15 protein-coding genes are annotated in these 14905 nt (G+C 49.4%); 10 read left to right on the forward strand and 5 right to left on the reverse strand.

The window, feature by feature from the left end; translation table 11 throughout:
• Positions 1 to 3: 3 nt before the first annotated feature.
• The 7 genes from hisD to hisIE are packed head-to-tail and all read left to right on the forward strand — an operon-like array spanning position 4 to position 6247.
• Positions 4 to 1296, forward strand: coding sequence for a histidinol dehydrogenase (gene hisD, locus LGV68_RS02385; protein WP_020330207.1), 1293 nt, complete (start codon positions 4 to 6; stop codon positions 1294 to 1296).
• A gap of 5 nt (positions 1297 to 1301) precedes the next feature.
• Positions 1302 to 2342 carry a histidinol-phosphate transaminase gene (gene hisC, locus LGV68_RS02390; RefSeq protein ID WP_020330208.1) on the forward strand — a complete coding sequence of 347 codons (1041 nt, stop codon included), beginning with the start codon at positions 1302 to 1304 and terminating at the stop codon, positions 2340 to 2342.
• 53 nt (positions 2343 to 2395) lie between these two features.
• Positions 2396 to 3469, forward strand: a complete 1074-nt coding sequence (gene hisB, locus LGV68_RS02395; protein WP_024374599.1) for a bifunctional histidinol-phosphatase/imidazoleglycerol-phosphate dehydratase HisB — start codon at positions 2396 to 2398, stop codon at positions 3467 to 3469.
• Entirely contained in the window at positions 3469 to 4080 is a 612-nt protein-coding gene (hisH, locus tag LGV68_RS02400) for an imidazole glycerol phosphate synthase subunit HisH (RefSeq protein WP_061056406.1), read from the forward strand. The genes hisB and hisH overlap by 1 nt, the downstream gene beginning before the upstream one ends.
• A 48-nt stretch (positions 4081 to 4128) precedes the next feature.
• Positions 4129 to 4866 carry a 1-(5-phosphoribosyl)-5-[(5-phosphoribosylamino)methylideneamino]imidazole-4-carboxamide isomerase gene (gene hisA / locus LGV68_RS02405; RefSeq protein ID WP_171933689.1) on the forward strand — a complete coding sequence of 246 codons (738 nt, stop codon included), beginning with the start codon at positions 4129 to 4131 and terminating at the stop codon, positions 4864 to 4866.
• Positions 4848 to 5621, forward strand: coding sequence for an imidazole glycerol phosphate synthase subunit HisF (gene hisF, locus LGV68_RS02410; protein WP_020428733.1), 774 nt, complete (start codon positions 4848 to 4850; stop codon positions 5619 to 5621). The genes hisA and hisF overlap by 19 nt, the downstream gene beginning before the upstream one ends.
• A complete protein-coding gene (hisIE, locus tag LGV68_RS02415) occupies positions 5618 to 6247 on the forward strand; it encodes a bifunctional phosphoribosyl-AMP cyclohydrolase/phosphoribosyl-ATP diphosphatase HisIE (RefSeq protein ID WP_020330214.1) in 630 nt (209 codons plus the stop codon). Before hisF ends, hisIE begins: the two co-directional genes overlap by 4 nt.
• Positions 6248 to 6296: 49 nt before the next feature.
• Here hisIE and LGV68_RS02420 read toward each other — a convergent pair whose 3' ends face one another.
• Complete coding sequence (locus LGV68_RS02420) at positions 6297 to 6989, reverse strand: pseudouridine synthase (protein ID WP_252536172.1); 693 nt, start codon at positions 6987 to 6989, stop codon at positions 6297 to 6299.
• 308 nt (positions 6990 to 7297) lie between these two features.
• On the opposite strand from LGV68_RS02420, the gene LGV68_RS02425 reads away from it, so the two are divergent.
• Complete coding sequence (locus LGV68_RS02425) at positions 7298 to 9526, forward strand: NADP-dependent isocitrate dehydrogenase (RefSeq protein ID WP_020330216.1); 2229 nt, start codon at positions 7298 to 7300, stop codon at positions 9524 to 9526.
• Positions 9527 to 9621: 95 nt separating this feature from the next.
• On the opposite strand, the gene cspD is transcribed toward LGV68_RS02425, so the two are convergent.
• Positions 9622 to 9843: a cold shock domain-containing protein CspD gene (gene cspD / locus LGV68_RS02430; RefSeq protein ID WP_020330217.1), complete on the reverse strand. Its 222-nt coding sequence runs from the start codon at positions 9841 to 9843 to the stop codon at positions 9622 to 9624.
• A 531-nt stretch (positions 9844 to 10374) separates the two neighbouring features.
• Between cspD and clpS the strand changes: the two genes are divergently transcribed.
• On the forward strand, positions 10375 to 10695 hold the full coding sequence (clpS, locus tag LGV68_RS02435; protein ID WP_020330218.1) for an ATP-dependent Clp protease adapter ClpS: 321 nt from the start codon (positions 10375 to 10377) through the stop codon (positions 10693 to 10695).
• 40 nt (positions 10696 to 10735) lie between these two features.
• Positions 10736 to 13003: an ATP-dependent Clp protease ATP-binding subunit ClpA gene (gene clpA / locus LGV68_RS02440; RefSeq protein WP_020330219.1), complete on the forward strand. Its 2268-nt coding sequence runs from the start codon at positions 10736 to 10738 to the stop codon at positions 13001 to 13003.
• Between the two features lie 124 nt (positions 13004 to 13127).
• On the opposite strand, the gene infA is transcribed toward clpA, so the two are convergent.
• From infA to aat, 3 genes are all read right to left on the reverse strand, one after another.
• A complete protein-coding gene (gene infA / locus LGV68_RS02445) occupies positions 13128 to 13346 on the reverse strand; it encodes a translation initiation factor IF-1 (RefSeq protein ID WP_006075347.1) in 219 nt (72 codons plus the stop codon).
• Positions 13347 to 13427: 81 nt separating this feature from the next.
• Complete coding sequence (locus tag LGV68_RS02450; RefSeq protein ID WP_047458158.1) at positions 13428 to 14129, reverse strand: arginyltransferase; 702 nt, start codon at positions 14127 to 14129, stop codon at positions 13428 to 13430.
• 2 nt (positions 14130 to 14131) lie between these two features.
• Entirely contained in the window at positions 14132 to 14860 is a 729-nt protein-coding gene (aat, locus tag LGV68_RS02455; protein ID WP_020428720.1) for a leucyl/phenylalanyl-tRNA--protein transferase, read from the reverse strand.
• Positions 14861 to 14905: the final 45 nt, after the last annotated feature.

A 14905-nucleotide genomic window follows, 5' to 3' on the forward strand; every position in this document is an offset into this window, starting at 1 on the left:
GCGATGAGAACTGTTGTTTGGCAATCGTTGAGTGAGACTCAGCAAGATTCCATTCTGGAGCGTCCAGCCATTGCAGAAGGTGCCAATATTACTGCTGCCGTTTCGGAAGTGATCGCGAAGGTGCGTGCAGAAGGCGACGCTGCGCTGCTGGAGCTGACTGCAAAGTTTGACCGTGTGACACCAGAATCGATTCGTGTCACTCAAGACGAAATTGACGCAGCGTCTGAACGTCTTAGCGACGAGATGAAACAGGCACTGGAGCAGGCTTACACCAATATCGCAAAGTTCCATAAAGCACAGAAACCGCAACCAATTAAGGTCGAAACCATGCCGGGTGTGGTGTGTGAGCAAGTGACACGCGCCATCAATAAAGTGGGCCTTTATATTCCGGGTGGTAGCGCACCACTGCCGTCAACAGTATTGATGTTGGGTGTTCCGGCGCAAATTGCGGGTTGCCGTAAAGTGGTGCTGTGTTCACCGCCGCCGATTGCCGACGAAATTCTGTATGTAGCCAAGCTGTGTAAGATTGATGAAGTCTATAACGTTGGCGGCGGCCAGGCGATTGCGGCCATGGCTTACGGCACCGAAACCGTGGCTAAAGTCGATAAGATTTTTGGCCCGGGTAACGCGTATGTCACCGAAGCTAAGCGTCAGGTGAGCAACGATTTCCGCGGTGCGGCGATTGATATGCCAGCAGGTCCGTCAGAAGTATTGGTTATTGCTGACGATACCGCTGACCCAGATTTTATCGCTGCTGATTTGCTCAGCCAGGCAGAACACGGCCCAGATTCTCAAGTTGTGTTAGTGACGCCATCACCAGTCGTTGCCGACAAAGTGACCGACGCAGTGCAAAAGCAACTGAAAGAACTATCACGTTCCGGTATCGCTGAAAAAGCGCTGGCATCAAGCTTAATCATCATTGCTGAGTCACTGACTCAAGCGGTATCGATTTCAAACTTCTATGGTCCGGAGCACCTGATTGTTCAGACCAAAAATCCACGTGAGTTGGTACCACTGCTTGACAACGCTGGTTCTATTTTCCTGGGTGACTGGTCGCCAGAGTCGGTTGGCGATTACGCATCAGGTACCAACCACGTACTGCCAACCTACGGTTATACCCGTACGTACTCAAGCTTGGGCTTGGCAGACTTCAGTAAACGAATGACAGTGCAAGAGCTGAGTGCAGAGGGTCTGCAAACTCTGGCTCCGACCGTTGTGGCAATGGCAAATGCGGAAGGTCTGGATGCACACAAACGTGCCGTGACCATTCGAGTAGAAAAGTTACAGAAGGCTTAATCATCATGGAAAAACTCGCACGTAAACAAGTTCAGGCATTGACCCCGTATCTGTCTGCACGCCGCATTGGTGGTAGTGGTGATGTGTGGCTGAATGCCAATGAATCACCATTTGATAACGAGTACAAAACGGATTTTGCCCGCCTCAACCGTTACAGCGATTGCCAACCTAAAGCCTTGATTCAGGCTTATGCCAATTACGCTGGTGTAAAACCAGAACAGGTTCTGACTTCGCGCGGTGCTGATGAAGGCATCGAGTTGTTGATTCGTGCCTTTTGTGAACCGAATGAAGATGCGATTTTATTCTGTCCGCCGACATACGGTATGTACGCCATCAGTGCCGAAACCTTTGGTGTAGAACGCAAGAAAGTACCGCTTACCCAAGACTGGCAACTTGATCTGCCAACTATCGAAGCCAATCTGGACAACGTGAAATTGGTGTTTGTGTGCAGCCCGAACAACCCAACCGGAAATCTGGTGAAGCGCGAAGACATCATCTCATTATTAGAGATGACCAAAGGCCGCGCGATTGTGGTGATGGATGAAGCGTATATCGACTTCTGCCCGGAAGCGTCCACCGTTGACTTACTGGCTGAGTACTCGAATCTGGCGATTCTGCGCACATTGTCGAAAGCATTTGCGCTGGCCGGGCTACGTTGTGGTTTCACGCTGGCAAACGCTGAACTTATCAACGTTTTGCTGAAAGTGATTGCCCCTTACCCAGTGCCGGTGCCTGTGGCGGATATCGCGGTGCAGGCGCTGTCTGAAGCCGGGCTGGCACGTGCCAAATTCCAGGTGCTGGATTTGAATGCCAACCGTGCTTACCTGCAGGTTGGCTTGCAGATGATTGACGGTGTCCAGGTATTTGAAGGCTGGGGCAACTATTTGCTGGTGAAATTCCCGGATGGCGACGCGCTGTTTAAAGCAGCATGGGAACACGGCATCATCTTGCGCAATTCACCGATTGAAAATTGTGTGCGCATTTCGGTGGGTAACCGTGAAGAGTGTGAGAAAACGGTCGCGTTTATTCGCAACTACTACCAGTAATTAAAAGTTATGACAGGCAGCGGGTATCGCTGCCGTAAGAAAAGGACATTCCCGTGAGCAATCAACAGAAAATTCTTTTTATCGACCGTGATGGCACCTTAATTGTTGAGCCACCTGTCGATTTTCAGGTCGACCGTTTAGACAAACTCAAACTCGAACCGTATGTGATTCCGAGTCTGCTGACTCTTCAGGACGCGGGCTACCGTCTGGTCATGGTGACCAATCAGGACGGATTGGGGACTGACAGCTACCCACAAGAAGATTTCGATGCGCCACACAATATGATGATGGAGATTTTCGAATCTCAGGGCGTTAAATTTGATGACGTGCTGATCTGCCCACACTTTGAAAAAGACAACTGTTCATGCCGTAAACCAAAATTGGGCATGGTGAAAGAGTACCTGCAAGGCGGCAAAGTTGATTTCAAACACTCCGTGGTGATTGGCGATCGCATGACCGATCTGCAATTGGCAGAGAACATGGCGATTCGCGGTATTCAATATAATCCGCAAACCATGGGCTGGCGCGAGATTGTGAAAGACCTGACCGTCAAAGCGCGCACAGCAGAAGTGGTACGTAAAACCAAAGAGACCGACATTCTGGTTGCGGTGAATTTGGATGAAACCGGTGGCAATCAAATCGAGACAGGCTTGGGTTTCTTCGACCACATGCTGGATCAAATTGCGACCCACGGCGGCTTCCAACTCAAACTGAAAGTCGTGGGTGACTTACACATCGACGATCACCATACGGTAGAAGACACCGCATTGGCTTTGGGGCAGGCACTGAAAGAGGCTCTGGGTGACAAACGTGGCATTGGTCGCTTTGGTTTCACCCTGCCAATGGATGAATGTTTGGCGCAATGCGCACTGGACTTATCGGGTCGCCCGTATCTTAAATTCGACGCAGATTTCAGCCGCCCACAGGTTGGCGATTTGTCGACTGAGATGGTGTATCACTTTTTCCGCTCTTTAACCGACACCTTAGCGTGTACGCTACATCTGTCATCGGCGGGCGAGAACGATCACCACATCATCGAAAGCTTGTTTAAAGCCTTTGGCCGCACGCTGCGCCAAGCGATTCAGGTGCAGGGCAATGAACTGCCGAGCAGTAAAGGGGTGCTGTGATGAGCCAGAAAGTTGTCATTATTGATACCGGTTGTGCCAACGTCTCTTCGGTGAAGTTTGCCATTGAACGTTTGGGCTACGACGTGTCGATTTCGAAAGACCCAGAGGTCGTGCTCGCGGCAGACAAATTATTCCTTCCTGGCGTCGGTACGGCCAGCGAAGCGATGAAAAACCTAGAGCAGCGCAATCTGATCGAGCTGGTCAAGAAAGTTGAAAAGCCGATGCTTGGTATCTGTTTAGGCATGCAACTGATGGGTAAACTGTCAGAAGAAAAAGGCCAGAAAGCCGATGAGATTGTCGATTGTCTTGGTCTTGTCCGTGGCGAGGTCCGCCTGATGCAAACGGGTGATTTGCCACTGCCGCACATGGGTTGGAATACCGTGTCGGCCAACGCTGGCAATCCGCTGTTTAAAGGGATCGAAGAGGGTGAGTACTTTTACTTCGTTCACAGCTTTGCCATGCCCGTCGGCGATTACACCATTGCGCAATGTGAGTACGGTCAGCCCTTCAGCGCCGCGATTCAAAACGGCAACTACTACGGTGTGCAGTTTCACCCAGAGCGCTCTTCAAGAGCAGGCTCTAAGCTGATTCAAAACTTTCTGGAACTGTAAGGATTGACGTCTGGCGACAATGTCGTCAGGCAGGAATAAGGATTTAGAATGATCATTCCCGCATTAGATTTAATTGAAGGTCAGGTCGTTCGCCTTTATCAAGGCGATTACGGCCAAGTGACCGAATACAAAGTAGACCCGGCAGAGCAGTTCAACCTGTATCACCAAGCGGGTGCAAACTGGCTGCATTTGGTTGATTTAACCGGCGCGAAAGATACCTCAGCGCGCCAACTGGACTTAATTGCCAAACTCTTGGCGAGTACGCCAGCCAATATTCAAATCGGCGGCGGTGTGCGCAGCGAACAAGATGTGATTGACCTGCTGGAAGCGGGCGCGCAACGGGTGGTCGTGGGTTCCACCGCGGTCAAACAGCCGGAGCTGGTGAAAGGCTGGATGAGCAAATACGGCGCGGAGAAAATCGTGCTGGCGCTCGACATCAACATCGATGACAACGGTGTCCGCAGAGTTGCCATCTCCGGTTGGCAGGAAGATTCAGGCGTGACCATTGAAGCGCTGATTGAGGACTATCTGACCGTTGGGCTCAAACACGTTCTGTGTACCGATATTTCACGCGACGGTACGTTGGCCGGTTCAAACGTGGGCTTGTACGTCGATTTGTGCAAGCAGTACCCACAAGTGCAATTCCAGTCATCCGGTGGCATTGGCAGCTTAGCGGATATCGAAGCACTGAAAGACACTGGTGTCGCAGGCGTTATCGTAGGCCGCGCGCTGCTGGATGGCAAATTCACCGCTGAGGAGGCATTCGCATGTTGGCAAAACGCATAATTCCGTGTCTTGATGTCCGTGATGGTCAGGTGGTGAAGGGCGTTCAGTTTCGTAACCACGAAATCATCGGTGACATCGTACCGCTGGCAAAACGTTACGCAGAAGAAGGCGCCGATGAGCTGGTGTTTTACGATATCACCGCATCAAGCGATGGCCGAGTGGTGGATAAGAGTTGGGTGGCTCGCGTTGCAGAAGTGATTGATATTCCGTTCTGCGTGGCGGGTGGCATTAAATCCGCAGATGACGCGGCGCGCATTCTGGAGTTTGGTGCCGACAAAGTTTCCATCAACTCACCCGCGCTGGCCAATCCGCAGCTGATCACCGATTTAGCGGATAAATTTGGCGTTCAATGTATCGTCGTCGGCATCGATTCCTATTACGACAAAGAGACGGGCAAGTATCAGGTTTACCAGTTTACTGGCGATGAAGCACGCACCAAGGCTACTCAATGGGAAACCAAAGATTGGGTGCAAGAAGTGCAAAAGCGTGGTGCAGGTGAAATCGTGCTGAATATGATGAACCAAGATGGCGTTCGAAATGGCTACGATTTAGAGCAGCTCAATATGGTACGTGCAGTCTGTAAAGTTCCGCTGATTGCCTCTGGTGGTGCGGGCGCGATGGATCACTTTGTGGACGCGTTCAAGTTGGCGAATGTCGACGGCGCTCTAGCCGCATCGGTATTTCACAAGCAAATCATTAATATCGGTGAACTCAAACACTATCTAAAACAACAACAGATCGAGGTAAGACTATGAGCCAAGCAGTAACGACAGCGCTCTCAGACCGTATTAACTGGGACAAGGTCGATGGTCTGGTGCCGGCGATCGTTCAAGATTTTGCATCCAGCCAGGTGCTGATGATGGGCTACATGAACCAAGAGGCGCTTGCGAAAACAATAGAAACCAATCAGGTGACATTTTTCTCCCGTACCAAGCAGCGCCTTTGGACCAAAGGTGAGACGTCGGGTAATGTGCTTGAACTCAAGAACATTGCACTTGATTGCGACCAAGATACTCTGCTGGTCAAAGTGAATCCGATTGGCCCGACGTGCCACACCGGCACAACGACGTGTTGGGATGGTGACGCGCAAGAGGAGTCGCAAATGGTGTGGCTTCATCAACTTGAGCAGCTACTGGCTGCCCGCAAGAGTGCCGACCCAGAATCCTCTTACACCGCTAGCCTTTATGCGCGTGGCACCAAACGCATTTCGCAGAAAGTGGGCGAAGAAGGCGTTGAAGTCGCGCTTGCGGCGACGTCGGGTGATAAGGCGGAGCTGATTTGTGAATCGGCAGACTTGATATATCACCTGCTGGTATTGCTACAAGACCAAGGGCTTGCCATGAACGATGTGATTAACAAGCTCAAAGAGCGTCACAAGTAATAAAGAAAAACGCCCCTGATTGGGGCGTTTTTTATGGGAAGTCGGCGCATTAAATCTCAATGTGTTTCCACTTGCCGGGCTGGAGGTCGCCCAGAACAATATCGCCCATCGAATAACGGATCAGACGCAGAGTCGGAAAACCGATATTGGCCGTCATGCGACGCACCTGACGGTTACGTCCTTCGATAATGGTAATAGCGAGCCAGGTTGTCGGAATAGCGGCTCGAAAGCGCACTGGCGGATTACGCTCCCACACTTCAGGTTCAGGCATGATTTCAACGATAGCAGGTAATGTCGGGCCATCTTTCAATTCGACACCGTTTCTCAGTTTATCCAGATCCGCTTCCTGGGGGGCTCCTTCCACTTGCACCCAATAGGTTTTAGGCGATTTGGACTGCGGCTGAGTCAGCTTGGCTTGCAGAATGCCATCGTTGGTCAACACCATCAGACCTTCACTGTCGCGGTCCAGGCGGCCAGCGGCGTACACATCTTTGACTGGAATAAAGTCGGCCAGCGTTTTACGCCCATCGCCATCGGTAAACTGACTCAGCGTATCGAAGGGCTTGTTAAAAATCACAACCTTACGTTCTTGAGGTGAAACTCTCGGTTTGTCGGTACGTGAACGCACCGATGACGCAGGCTTATTTGAACGTGCAGAACCCGGGCGTTTTGCCTGTTTAAAATGAGATTTGCCTGTGGGACGAGAAGAGGGAGAAGAAGCTCGCGGTGAGCGGGATGACATGTTAAGTACCTTGCAAAAATGTGAATGAGTTGTGTTTGAAAGTTTTCTGGCTGTCGATTTTAGGCTATCATTTGCGCGCCCGAAAACAGGATTGACGAACAAGATGATAGACTATTATCTTGCTTTTGTTTAATTATAACTGCCTTCACTCACGGACTAAACCGAACACAATGAATGTCGTTCGACCTGAGACTTGAAAGAGTGGGATTATCGTGCACAAGTTTGAGGATGTAATACTTACTTGAGTACGGACATTCACACAGTGCTGTTTCATCCAACGGTGCTGTTAGAACAAATAGGGAAAGTTCATGCCTACAGAAAAACCTACAATTATTTATACCATTACTGACGAAGCACCGGCGCTTGCCACGTATTCATTACTGCCAATCATTCAGTCATTCACGGCATCGTCAGGCATCAATGTTGACACGCGTGATATTTCGCTAGCAGGCCGTATTCTGGCCAACTTCCCTGAGCATTTGAAAGAAGAACAACGCATTGGCGACGCACTGGCTGAACTGGGCGAGTTAGCTCAGACGCCAGAAGCGAACATCATCAAACTGCCGAACATCTCAGCCTCTATTCCTCAGCTGAAAGCCGCGATCAAAGAGCTGCAAGACAAAGGCTACGCGCTACCAAACTACCCTGAAGAGCCAAGCACTTACGAAGAAGAAGCGATCAAAGCAACGTACGACAAAATCAAAGGCAGTGCGGTGAACCCAGTGCTGCGTGAAGGTAACTCAGACCGCCGCGCGCCAGCATCAGTGAAGAACTATGCGAAGAAAAACCCGCACTCAATGGGCGCATGGTCCAAAGATTCTCAATCACACGTTTCAAGCATGGAAGATAAAGACTTCTTTGGCAGTGAGAAATCGGTGACGCTGAGCGGTGCAACTCAAGTTTCGATTGAATTTGTTGGCAATGATGGCTCAACCAAAGTGCTGAAGAAGCCATTCGCACTACAAGATAAAGAAATCATTGATACCAGCGTACTGAGTAAAAAGGCGCTGATTGAATTCTTCGAAAAAGAAATCGCGGACGCGAAAGCGCAGAACGTTCTGCTGTCGCTGCACATGAAAGCGACCATGATGAAAGTGTCTGACCCAGTGATTTTCGGTCACGCGGTGAAGGTCTACTACAAAGACGTCTTTGCGAAATACGGTAAAGTGTTTGAAGAGCTGGGCGTTGACGTGAACAACGGTTTGGGTGATGTGTACGCGAAAATTCAGACTCTGCCAGAAGCGCAGCGCACTGAAATTGAAGCGGCGATTCAAGCGGTTTACGAAACTCAGCCACCACTGGCGATGGTTGATTCTGACCGTGGTATCACCAACCTGCACGTACCAAGTGACATTATCGTTGACGCATCAATGCCAGCGATGATTCGTTCTTCTGGTCAAATGTGGGGCCCAGACGGTAAACAGAAAGATACGAAAGCGATGATCCCGGATCGTTGTTACTCGGGTGTTTACCAAGCGGTGATCGAATTCTGTAAAGAGAACGGCGCGTTTGACCCAACCACCATGGGCAGCGTACCGAACGTGGGTCTGATGGCTCAGAAAGCGGAAGAGTACGGCTCACACGATAAAACGTTCATCCTTGATGCAGACGGCGCCGTGCGCGTTGTCGATGCTGAAGGCAATGTACTGCTTGAGCAAGCTGTGGAAGCAGGCGACATCTTCCGTATGTGTCAGGTAAAAGATGCGCCAATCCAGGATTGGGTGAAACTGGCGGTAACTCGCGCTCGCGCATCAGGCGCGCCAGCGGTATTCTGGCTGGATGAAGCACGTGCGCATGACGCAGAGCTGATCAAGAAAGTGAACCAGTACCTGCCTGAGCACGACACAGCCGGTCTGGAAATCAAGATCCTGTCTCCGGTTGAAGCGACTAAGTTCTCACTGGTTCGTATCAAGCAAGGTCTGGACACTATCTCGGTAACGGGTAACGTACTGCGTGACTACCTGACTGACTTGTTCCCAATTCTGGAACTGGGTACGTCAGCGAAAATGCTGTCTATCGTTCCACTGATGAATGGTGGTGGTCTGTTTGAGACTGGCGCAGGTGGCTCGGCTCCAAAACACGTTCAACAAGTTCAGAAAGAAAACCATCTACGTTGGGATTCACTGGGTGAATTCCTGGCTCTGGCCGCTTCTCTGGAGCACCTGAGCGTGGTGACTGGCAATGCGAAAGCGCAGGTTCTGGCGGACGCACTGGACAAAGCAACGGGCAAATTCCTGGATACCAACAAGTCACCATCACGTAAAGTGGGTGAACTGGACAACCGTGGCAGCCACTTCTATCTAGCGATGTACTGGGCAGAAGCTCTGGCTGAGCAGACTGCAGATGCGGATCTGGCAGCGGAATTTGCTCCAATCGCGCAACAGTTGAAAGACAACGAAGAGAAGATCGTTGCTGAACTGAATGGCGCGCAAGGCGTTGCGGGTGATTTGGGCGGTTACTACCTGCCTGAATTTGAGAAAGCGGCACCACTGATGCGCCCGAGTGCAACTCTGAATCACATTGTTGACCGCGCATAAATACACAGACAATAAAAAACCCGCCAGCTGGCGGGTTTTCTTTTTTCAGTCCGGTAGAGTTTACTGACTGTGTATTACAAATGTTTTGGCAGCGATTATTTTGCTAATTGACCTTCAATCGGTACGACGCTGCTCGCGTGGTAACCTTTAGGTCCTTGTTCAACCTCATACGATACCTGTTGGCCCGCCTTCAGTGTGCGGTAGCCATCCATTTGAATCGTTGAGTAGTGTGCAAAAATGTCTCCATCTTCACCCTCAGGACAAATAAACCCAAATCCTTTGGCGTTGTTGAACCATTTCACTGTACCTGTAGCCATGCTATACATCCCTCATGCATTTTGTTACTGATGTTGTTGAAGAGAACACTCTCTTTTCTCCATCGAAGAGCTCTCCAAATAGTGAATAGCAATTCAGCCGCTGCCAAATTTTTAGTCACTAATTGACCAATGTAGTCAATGATTGAACACAGTCAATAGTAAAAACGTATAAAGATATAGAGTTTTATAAGTAAATCACTTTTGTTGCCATCTTGCGTCAAGTTGGCACTTGTTTGATTGCAACTTCGTTAACTTTCCTATCTATCCGTGGCATTTTGATAAAAATGCTATTTGCAAATAGCGAAGCATATTGTGAGTGCGTTTGCATAATGGTGGCGTCTTTTTGAACGTTTGCTTGTGTGATGAAGCTGAATAGCAATGTTTTATTTGCAGCGATACAATTGCTGCATTAGTCTCTAAGTAAGGGTTGTTTTTCACCTGAACTGACAGCATGTTACGTTATGAAACCGTGCTGATAGAAGGGACTGGAATGTCTAATTTGTTTGAGAAACAGTCTGAAATACGGCCGTCATGAGTAAAAATTTTGAATGGGTAACTCCAGGCTCAGATTTACTGGAGCGAGAAGAAACAGCAATTAAGCCGCCGGCTATGTATAACGTGGTGTTAAACAACGATGACTACACACCGATGGACTTTGTAATCGAAATCCTGGAACGTTTCTTTTCGATGGATATTGAAAGAGCAACTCAAGTGATGCTGAAAGTGCATTACGAAGGGAAAGCAATTTGTGGCACATTTACTGCAGAGGTTGCAGAGACGAAAGTCGCACAGGTGACAATGTACTCAAGGGAAAATGAGCATCCACTGCTGTGTACCATGGAGCGAGCTTAGCACTTGCGACGACAATGTGGTTGTTCCTTAAGGAGGCCTTATGCTTAACAAAGAACTAGAGTCGAGTCTAAATGGCGCGTTCGCTCGGGCGCGAGACAAAAGACATGAATTTATGACCGTCGAGCACCTCCTACTTGCATTGTTGGAAAACGATGCAGCGAAGGAAGCATTACTGGCCTGTCAGGCAGATATCGACACATTACGTCGTGAACTTGACACTTTTATCGACCAAACAACCCCTCTCATTCCTGAAAATGATGAAACTCGCGAAACACAGCCAACGCTGAGTTTTCAGCGCGTGCTTCAACGCGCGGTATTCCATGTGCAGTCATCTGGCCGCAGTGAAGTGACTGGCGCCAACGTGCTGGTGGCGATCTTTAGCGAGCAAGAGTCTCACGCTGCATATTTGCTGAAGAAAAATGATATCAGCCGTCTGGATATCGTGAACTACATTTCCCACGGCATTACCAAAGCATCCAGTTCTGGCGATGAGCCATCGTCCGATTCGTTTGGCACAGAGAGTGGTGAAGACGTCAGCTCTGATGAACGTCTGGAAAGTTTTGCCACTAACCTGAATCATCTGGCGAAACAAGGTCAAATCGATCCTCTGATCGGTCGTGACAAAGAACTGGAACGTACGATTCAGGTGTTGTGCCGCCGTCGTAAAAACAACCCGCTGTTAGTGGGTGAAGCTGGCGTTGGTAAAACTGCCATTGCAGAAGGCTTGGCGTGGAGAATTGTAGAAGGCCAGGTGCCTGAAGTGATTCAGAACAGCGTGATCTACTCGTTAGACATCGGTTCGCTGCTGGCTGGAACAAAATACCGTGGTGATTTCGAAAAACGTTTCAAATCCATCCTGAAACAGTTGGAGAAAGAGAAAGACGCCATTCTGTTCATTGACGAAATCCACACCATTATCGGTGCAGGTGCTGCGTCTGGTGGACAGGTAGATGCGGCAAACTTGATTAAGCCTCTACTGAGCAGCGGAAAGCTACGTTGTATTGGTTCAACGACTTATCAGGAATACAGTAATATTTTCGAAAAAGAACGCGCGCTTTCTCGTCGGTTCCAGAAAATTGATATCGTCGAGCCTTCATTAGACGACACCACCAAAATTCTGATGGGTCTGAAGCCGAAATACGAAGCGCACCACGATGTACGTTACACCAAAGAAGCGTTGCGTGCCGCGGTAGAGTTGTCGGCGAAATACATCAACGAACGTCATCTGCCAGACAAAGCGATTGACGTGATTGACGAAGCCGGTGCACGTGTTCGCTTGATGCCAGCCAGCCGCCGTAAAAAAACGGTTGGTGTTGCAGAAATCGAAGCCATGGTTGCCAAAATGGCGCGTATTCCGGAAAAATCAGTCTCTTCATCTGACAAAGATATCCTGAAAAATCTGGATAAAAAGATGAAGATGTTAGTGTTCGGACAAGACAACGCTATTGATGTTCTGACCGAGTCCATCAAACTAACTCGTGCAGGTCTGGGGTCGGACAATCGTCCGGTCGGTTCGTTCCTGTTTGCTGGCCCAACTGGGGTCGGTAAAACAGAAGTGACCGTCCAGCTATCTAAGCTGCTGGGCATCGAACTGCTGCGCTTTGACATGTCGGAATACGGCGAGCGTCATTCGGTCAGCCGTTTGATCGGCGCACCTCCGGGTTATGTGGGATTCGATCAGGGTGGTTTGTTGACCGATGCCGTTATCAAACATCCACACTCAGTCGTACTGCTGGATGAGATTGAAAAAGCGCACCCGGATATCTTTAACCTGCTGCTACAGGTGATGGACAATGGCACACTGACGGATAATAACGGCCGCAAAGCTGACTTCCGCAATGTGATTTTGGTGATGACCACCAACGCTGGTGTCGCGGAGACGGTGAAAAAATCGATCGGTATGATTCAGCAGGATCATAGTCATGATGCGATGGCGGAAATCAAGAAGGTGTTCACGCCAGAGTTTCGTAACCGTCTGGACCACATCATTTGGTTCAACGCGCTGGACGAGCGTGTGATTCATCAGGTTGTCGACAAGTTCATCGTCGAGTTGCAAGTACAACTTGATGCGCGTGGTGTCTCACTGGAAGTGTCGGAAGACGCTCGCCACTGGTTGGCAGTGAAAGGCTATGACCGTGAAATGGGCGCGCGTCCGATGGGCAGAGTGATTCAGGAACAGCTGAAGAAACCACTGGCCAACGAGCTGCTGTTCGGTTCTCTGGTGGATGGTGGTACGGTTAAAGTGGACCTGAACGAAGATCAACTCACCTTCAAGTACATGGGTACACGAGAAGAAGTGGTTCATTGATCTCACGGCACAAACAAAAAAGCGCACTCAGAGTAGTGCGCTTTTTCTTTGCTGTTCATCCTGTCTCTCAGGCAACAAAAACGGAGCTCAAAGCTCCGTTTTTGTTGCATTCGAAAATCAGTGATTAACGAGCACGGAAGACGATGCGGCCTTTAGTCAGGTCGTATGGAGTCATCTCTACAGTAACTTTGTCACCAGTAAGAATACGAATGTAGTTCTTACGCATTTTACCAGAGATGTGAGCTGTTACTACGTGACCGTTTTCTAGCTCAACACGGAACATTGTGTTTGGAAGAGTATCAAGGACCGTACCTTGCATCTCAATTACGTCTTCTTTAGCCATTTAATCCTCTTTAGAAATTAGGCAAAAATTAACGGCCGCATTCTGCCGTTAATCAATCAATATGTAAAGTTGGGGCGTATTCTACCCTTGCCAACGCTGATTTACTAGCCTTTGATGAGGCTGGAAGCGCACTTTGTAGTTCATGGCAGGACATTCATCGATTTGATATCCCAAATAAAGCCATTGTTTACCCATTTGTCGACAAAGCTCCAGTTGGGTCAGCACACCGAGTGTGCCCAGCGAGAGTGGGTGGTCCGGGTCAAAGAAGGTGTAAAATGCACTGGCGCTGTGAGGAAGCAAATCGGTAATCGCGATCGCAACCAAGGTATCATGATGATAAATATGCAAATAGCGTGTATCGAGCCACTCAGAATGTGCGAACTTATCAAACTCGTCTTTGCGCGGTGGGTACATGGTGCCGTTGCGATGGCGCGCTTTAATATAACGTGAATAGAGCGCGAACCAGCTTTTGTCCATATCGCCCTTAAGTTCCCAACGACACTCGCGGTGCGTTTTAGCGAGCAATCGCTTCTGACTTTTGGATGGTACAAAATCTGCCACAGAAACCCGCAGAGCTTCGCAGGCACTGCAGGTATCACAATGGGGCTTGTAAATCGTATCTCCGCTGCGGCGAAAACCGTTGGCCAGCAGAGTTTCATAATTTTCTGGCGATTGCATCTGAGTGTCGATAGCGACCGCGACGCGTTCCATACGGTCTTTGAGGTAGCTGCACGGATGGTTGTTGGTGAGACCAATACGAATATGCTGCAGATCGGAACTCATACTTACTCCTCAGCAGATGCTTCAACCGGGCAAGTCAGCCATTGAGGTTGAAAACAACTTTCTGTTACACGCTGTTCTTTTAAAGATAGCAATGATTGCATGAATTTGTCGCGGGATAATTCCTTTGCACCCAATGATTTAAGGTGCGGGTTCATCACCTGGCAATCAATCAACTGACCTTGATTGGTTTTGAAATGATGGCAGAAATACCACAATGCAATTTTTGATGCGTTGGTTGCAAGGCTGAACATCGACTCGCCACAAAATAATCGGCCTACTTCAATACCATACAACCCACCAATTAAGGCGTCCTGGTGCCACACTTCCACCGAATGACACTTTCCTGCACGGGCAAGCTGAGTGTAGGCCTGACGCATTTCTTCATTCAGCCAGGTCTCTTCCGGAGAACGTACCGCCGCGCACATATCAATGACATCAGCGGTCGCGTGATTAATACTGACAGTGTATTGGTGTTTGCGTTGAAACTTTTTCACACTTTTTGCCGGAATGAAGGTCTTAGGATCAAACACAGCGCGTGGCGAAGGGCTCCACCATAGAATAGGCTCATCAGGACCATACCAAGGAAAAATGCCGCTTTGGTAACCTTGGTAAATCCGCTCGGGATTGAGATCGCCCCCAAACGCCAGCAGGCCATTAGGTTCTTTCAGCGCAGAGTAGGGAGAGGGAAAATCAAAGTTTCCCGGTGCCAGTTCGGTGAGATATATCGCCATAGCTTCGTTAGTGTCCTAGTAACCCAAGCAGTTTCCCAACAACAT

This window comes from Vibrio sp. LQ2 (assembly GCF_023920125.1).
In the GTDB taxonomy this organism is placed as follows: Bacteria; Pseudomonadota; Gammaproteobacteria; order Enterobacterales; family Vibrionaceae; genus Vibrio; species Vibrio fluvialis.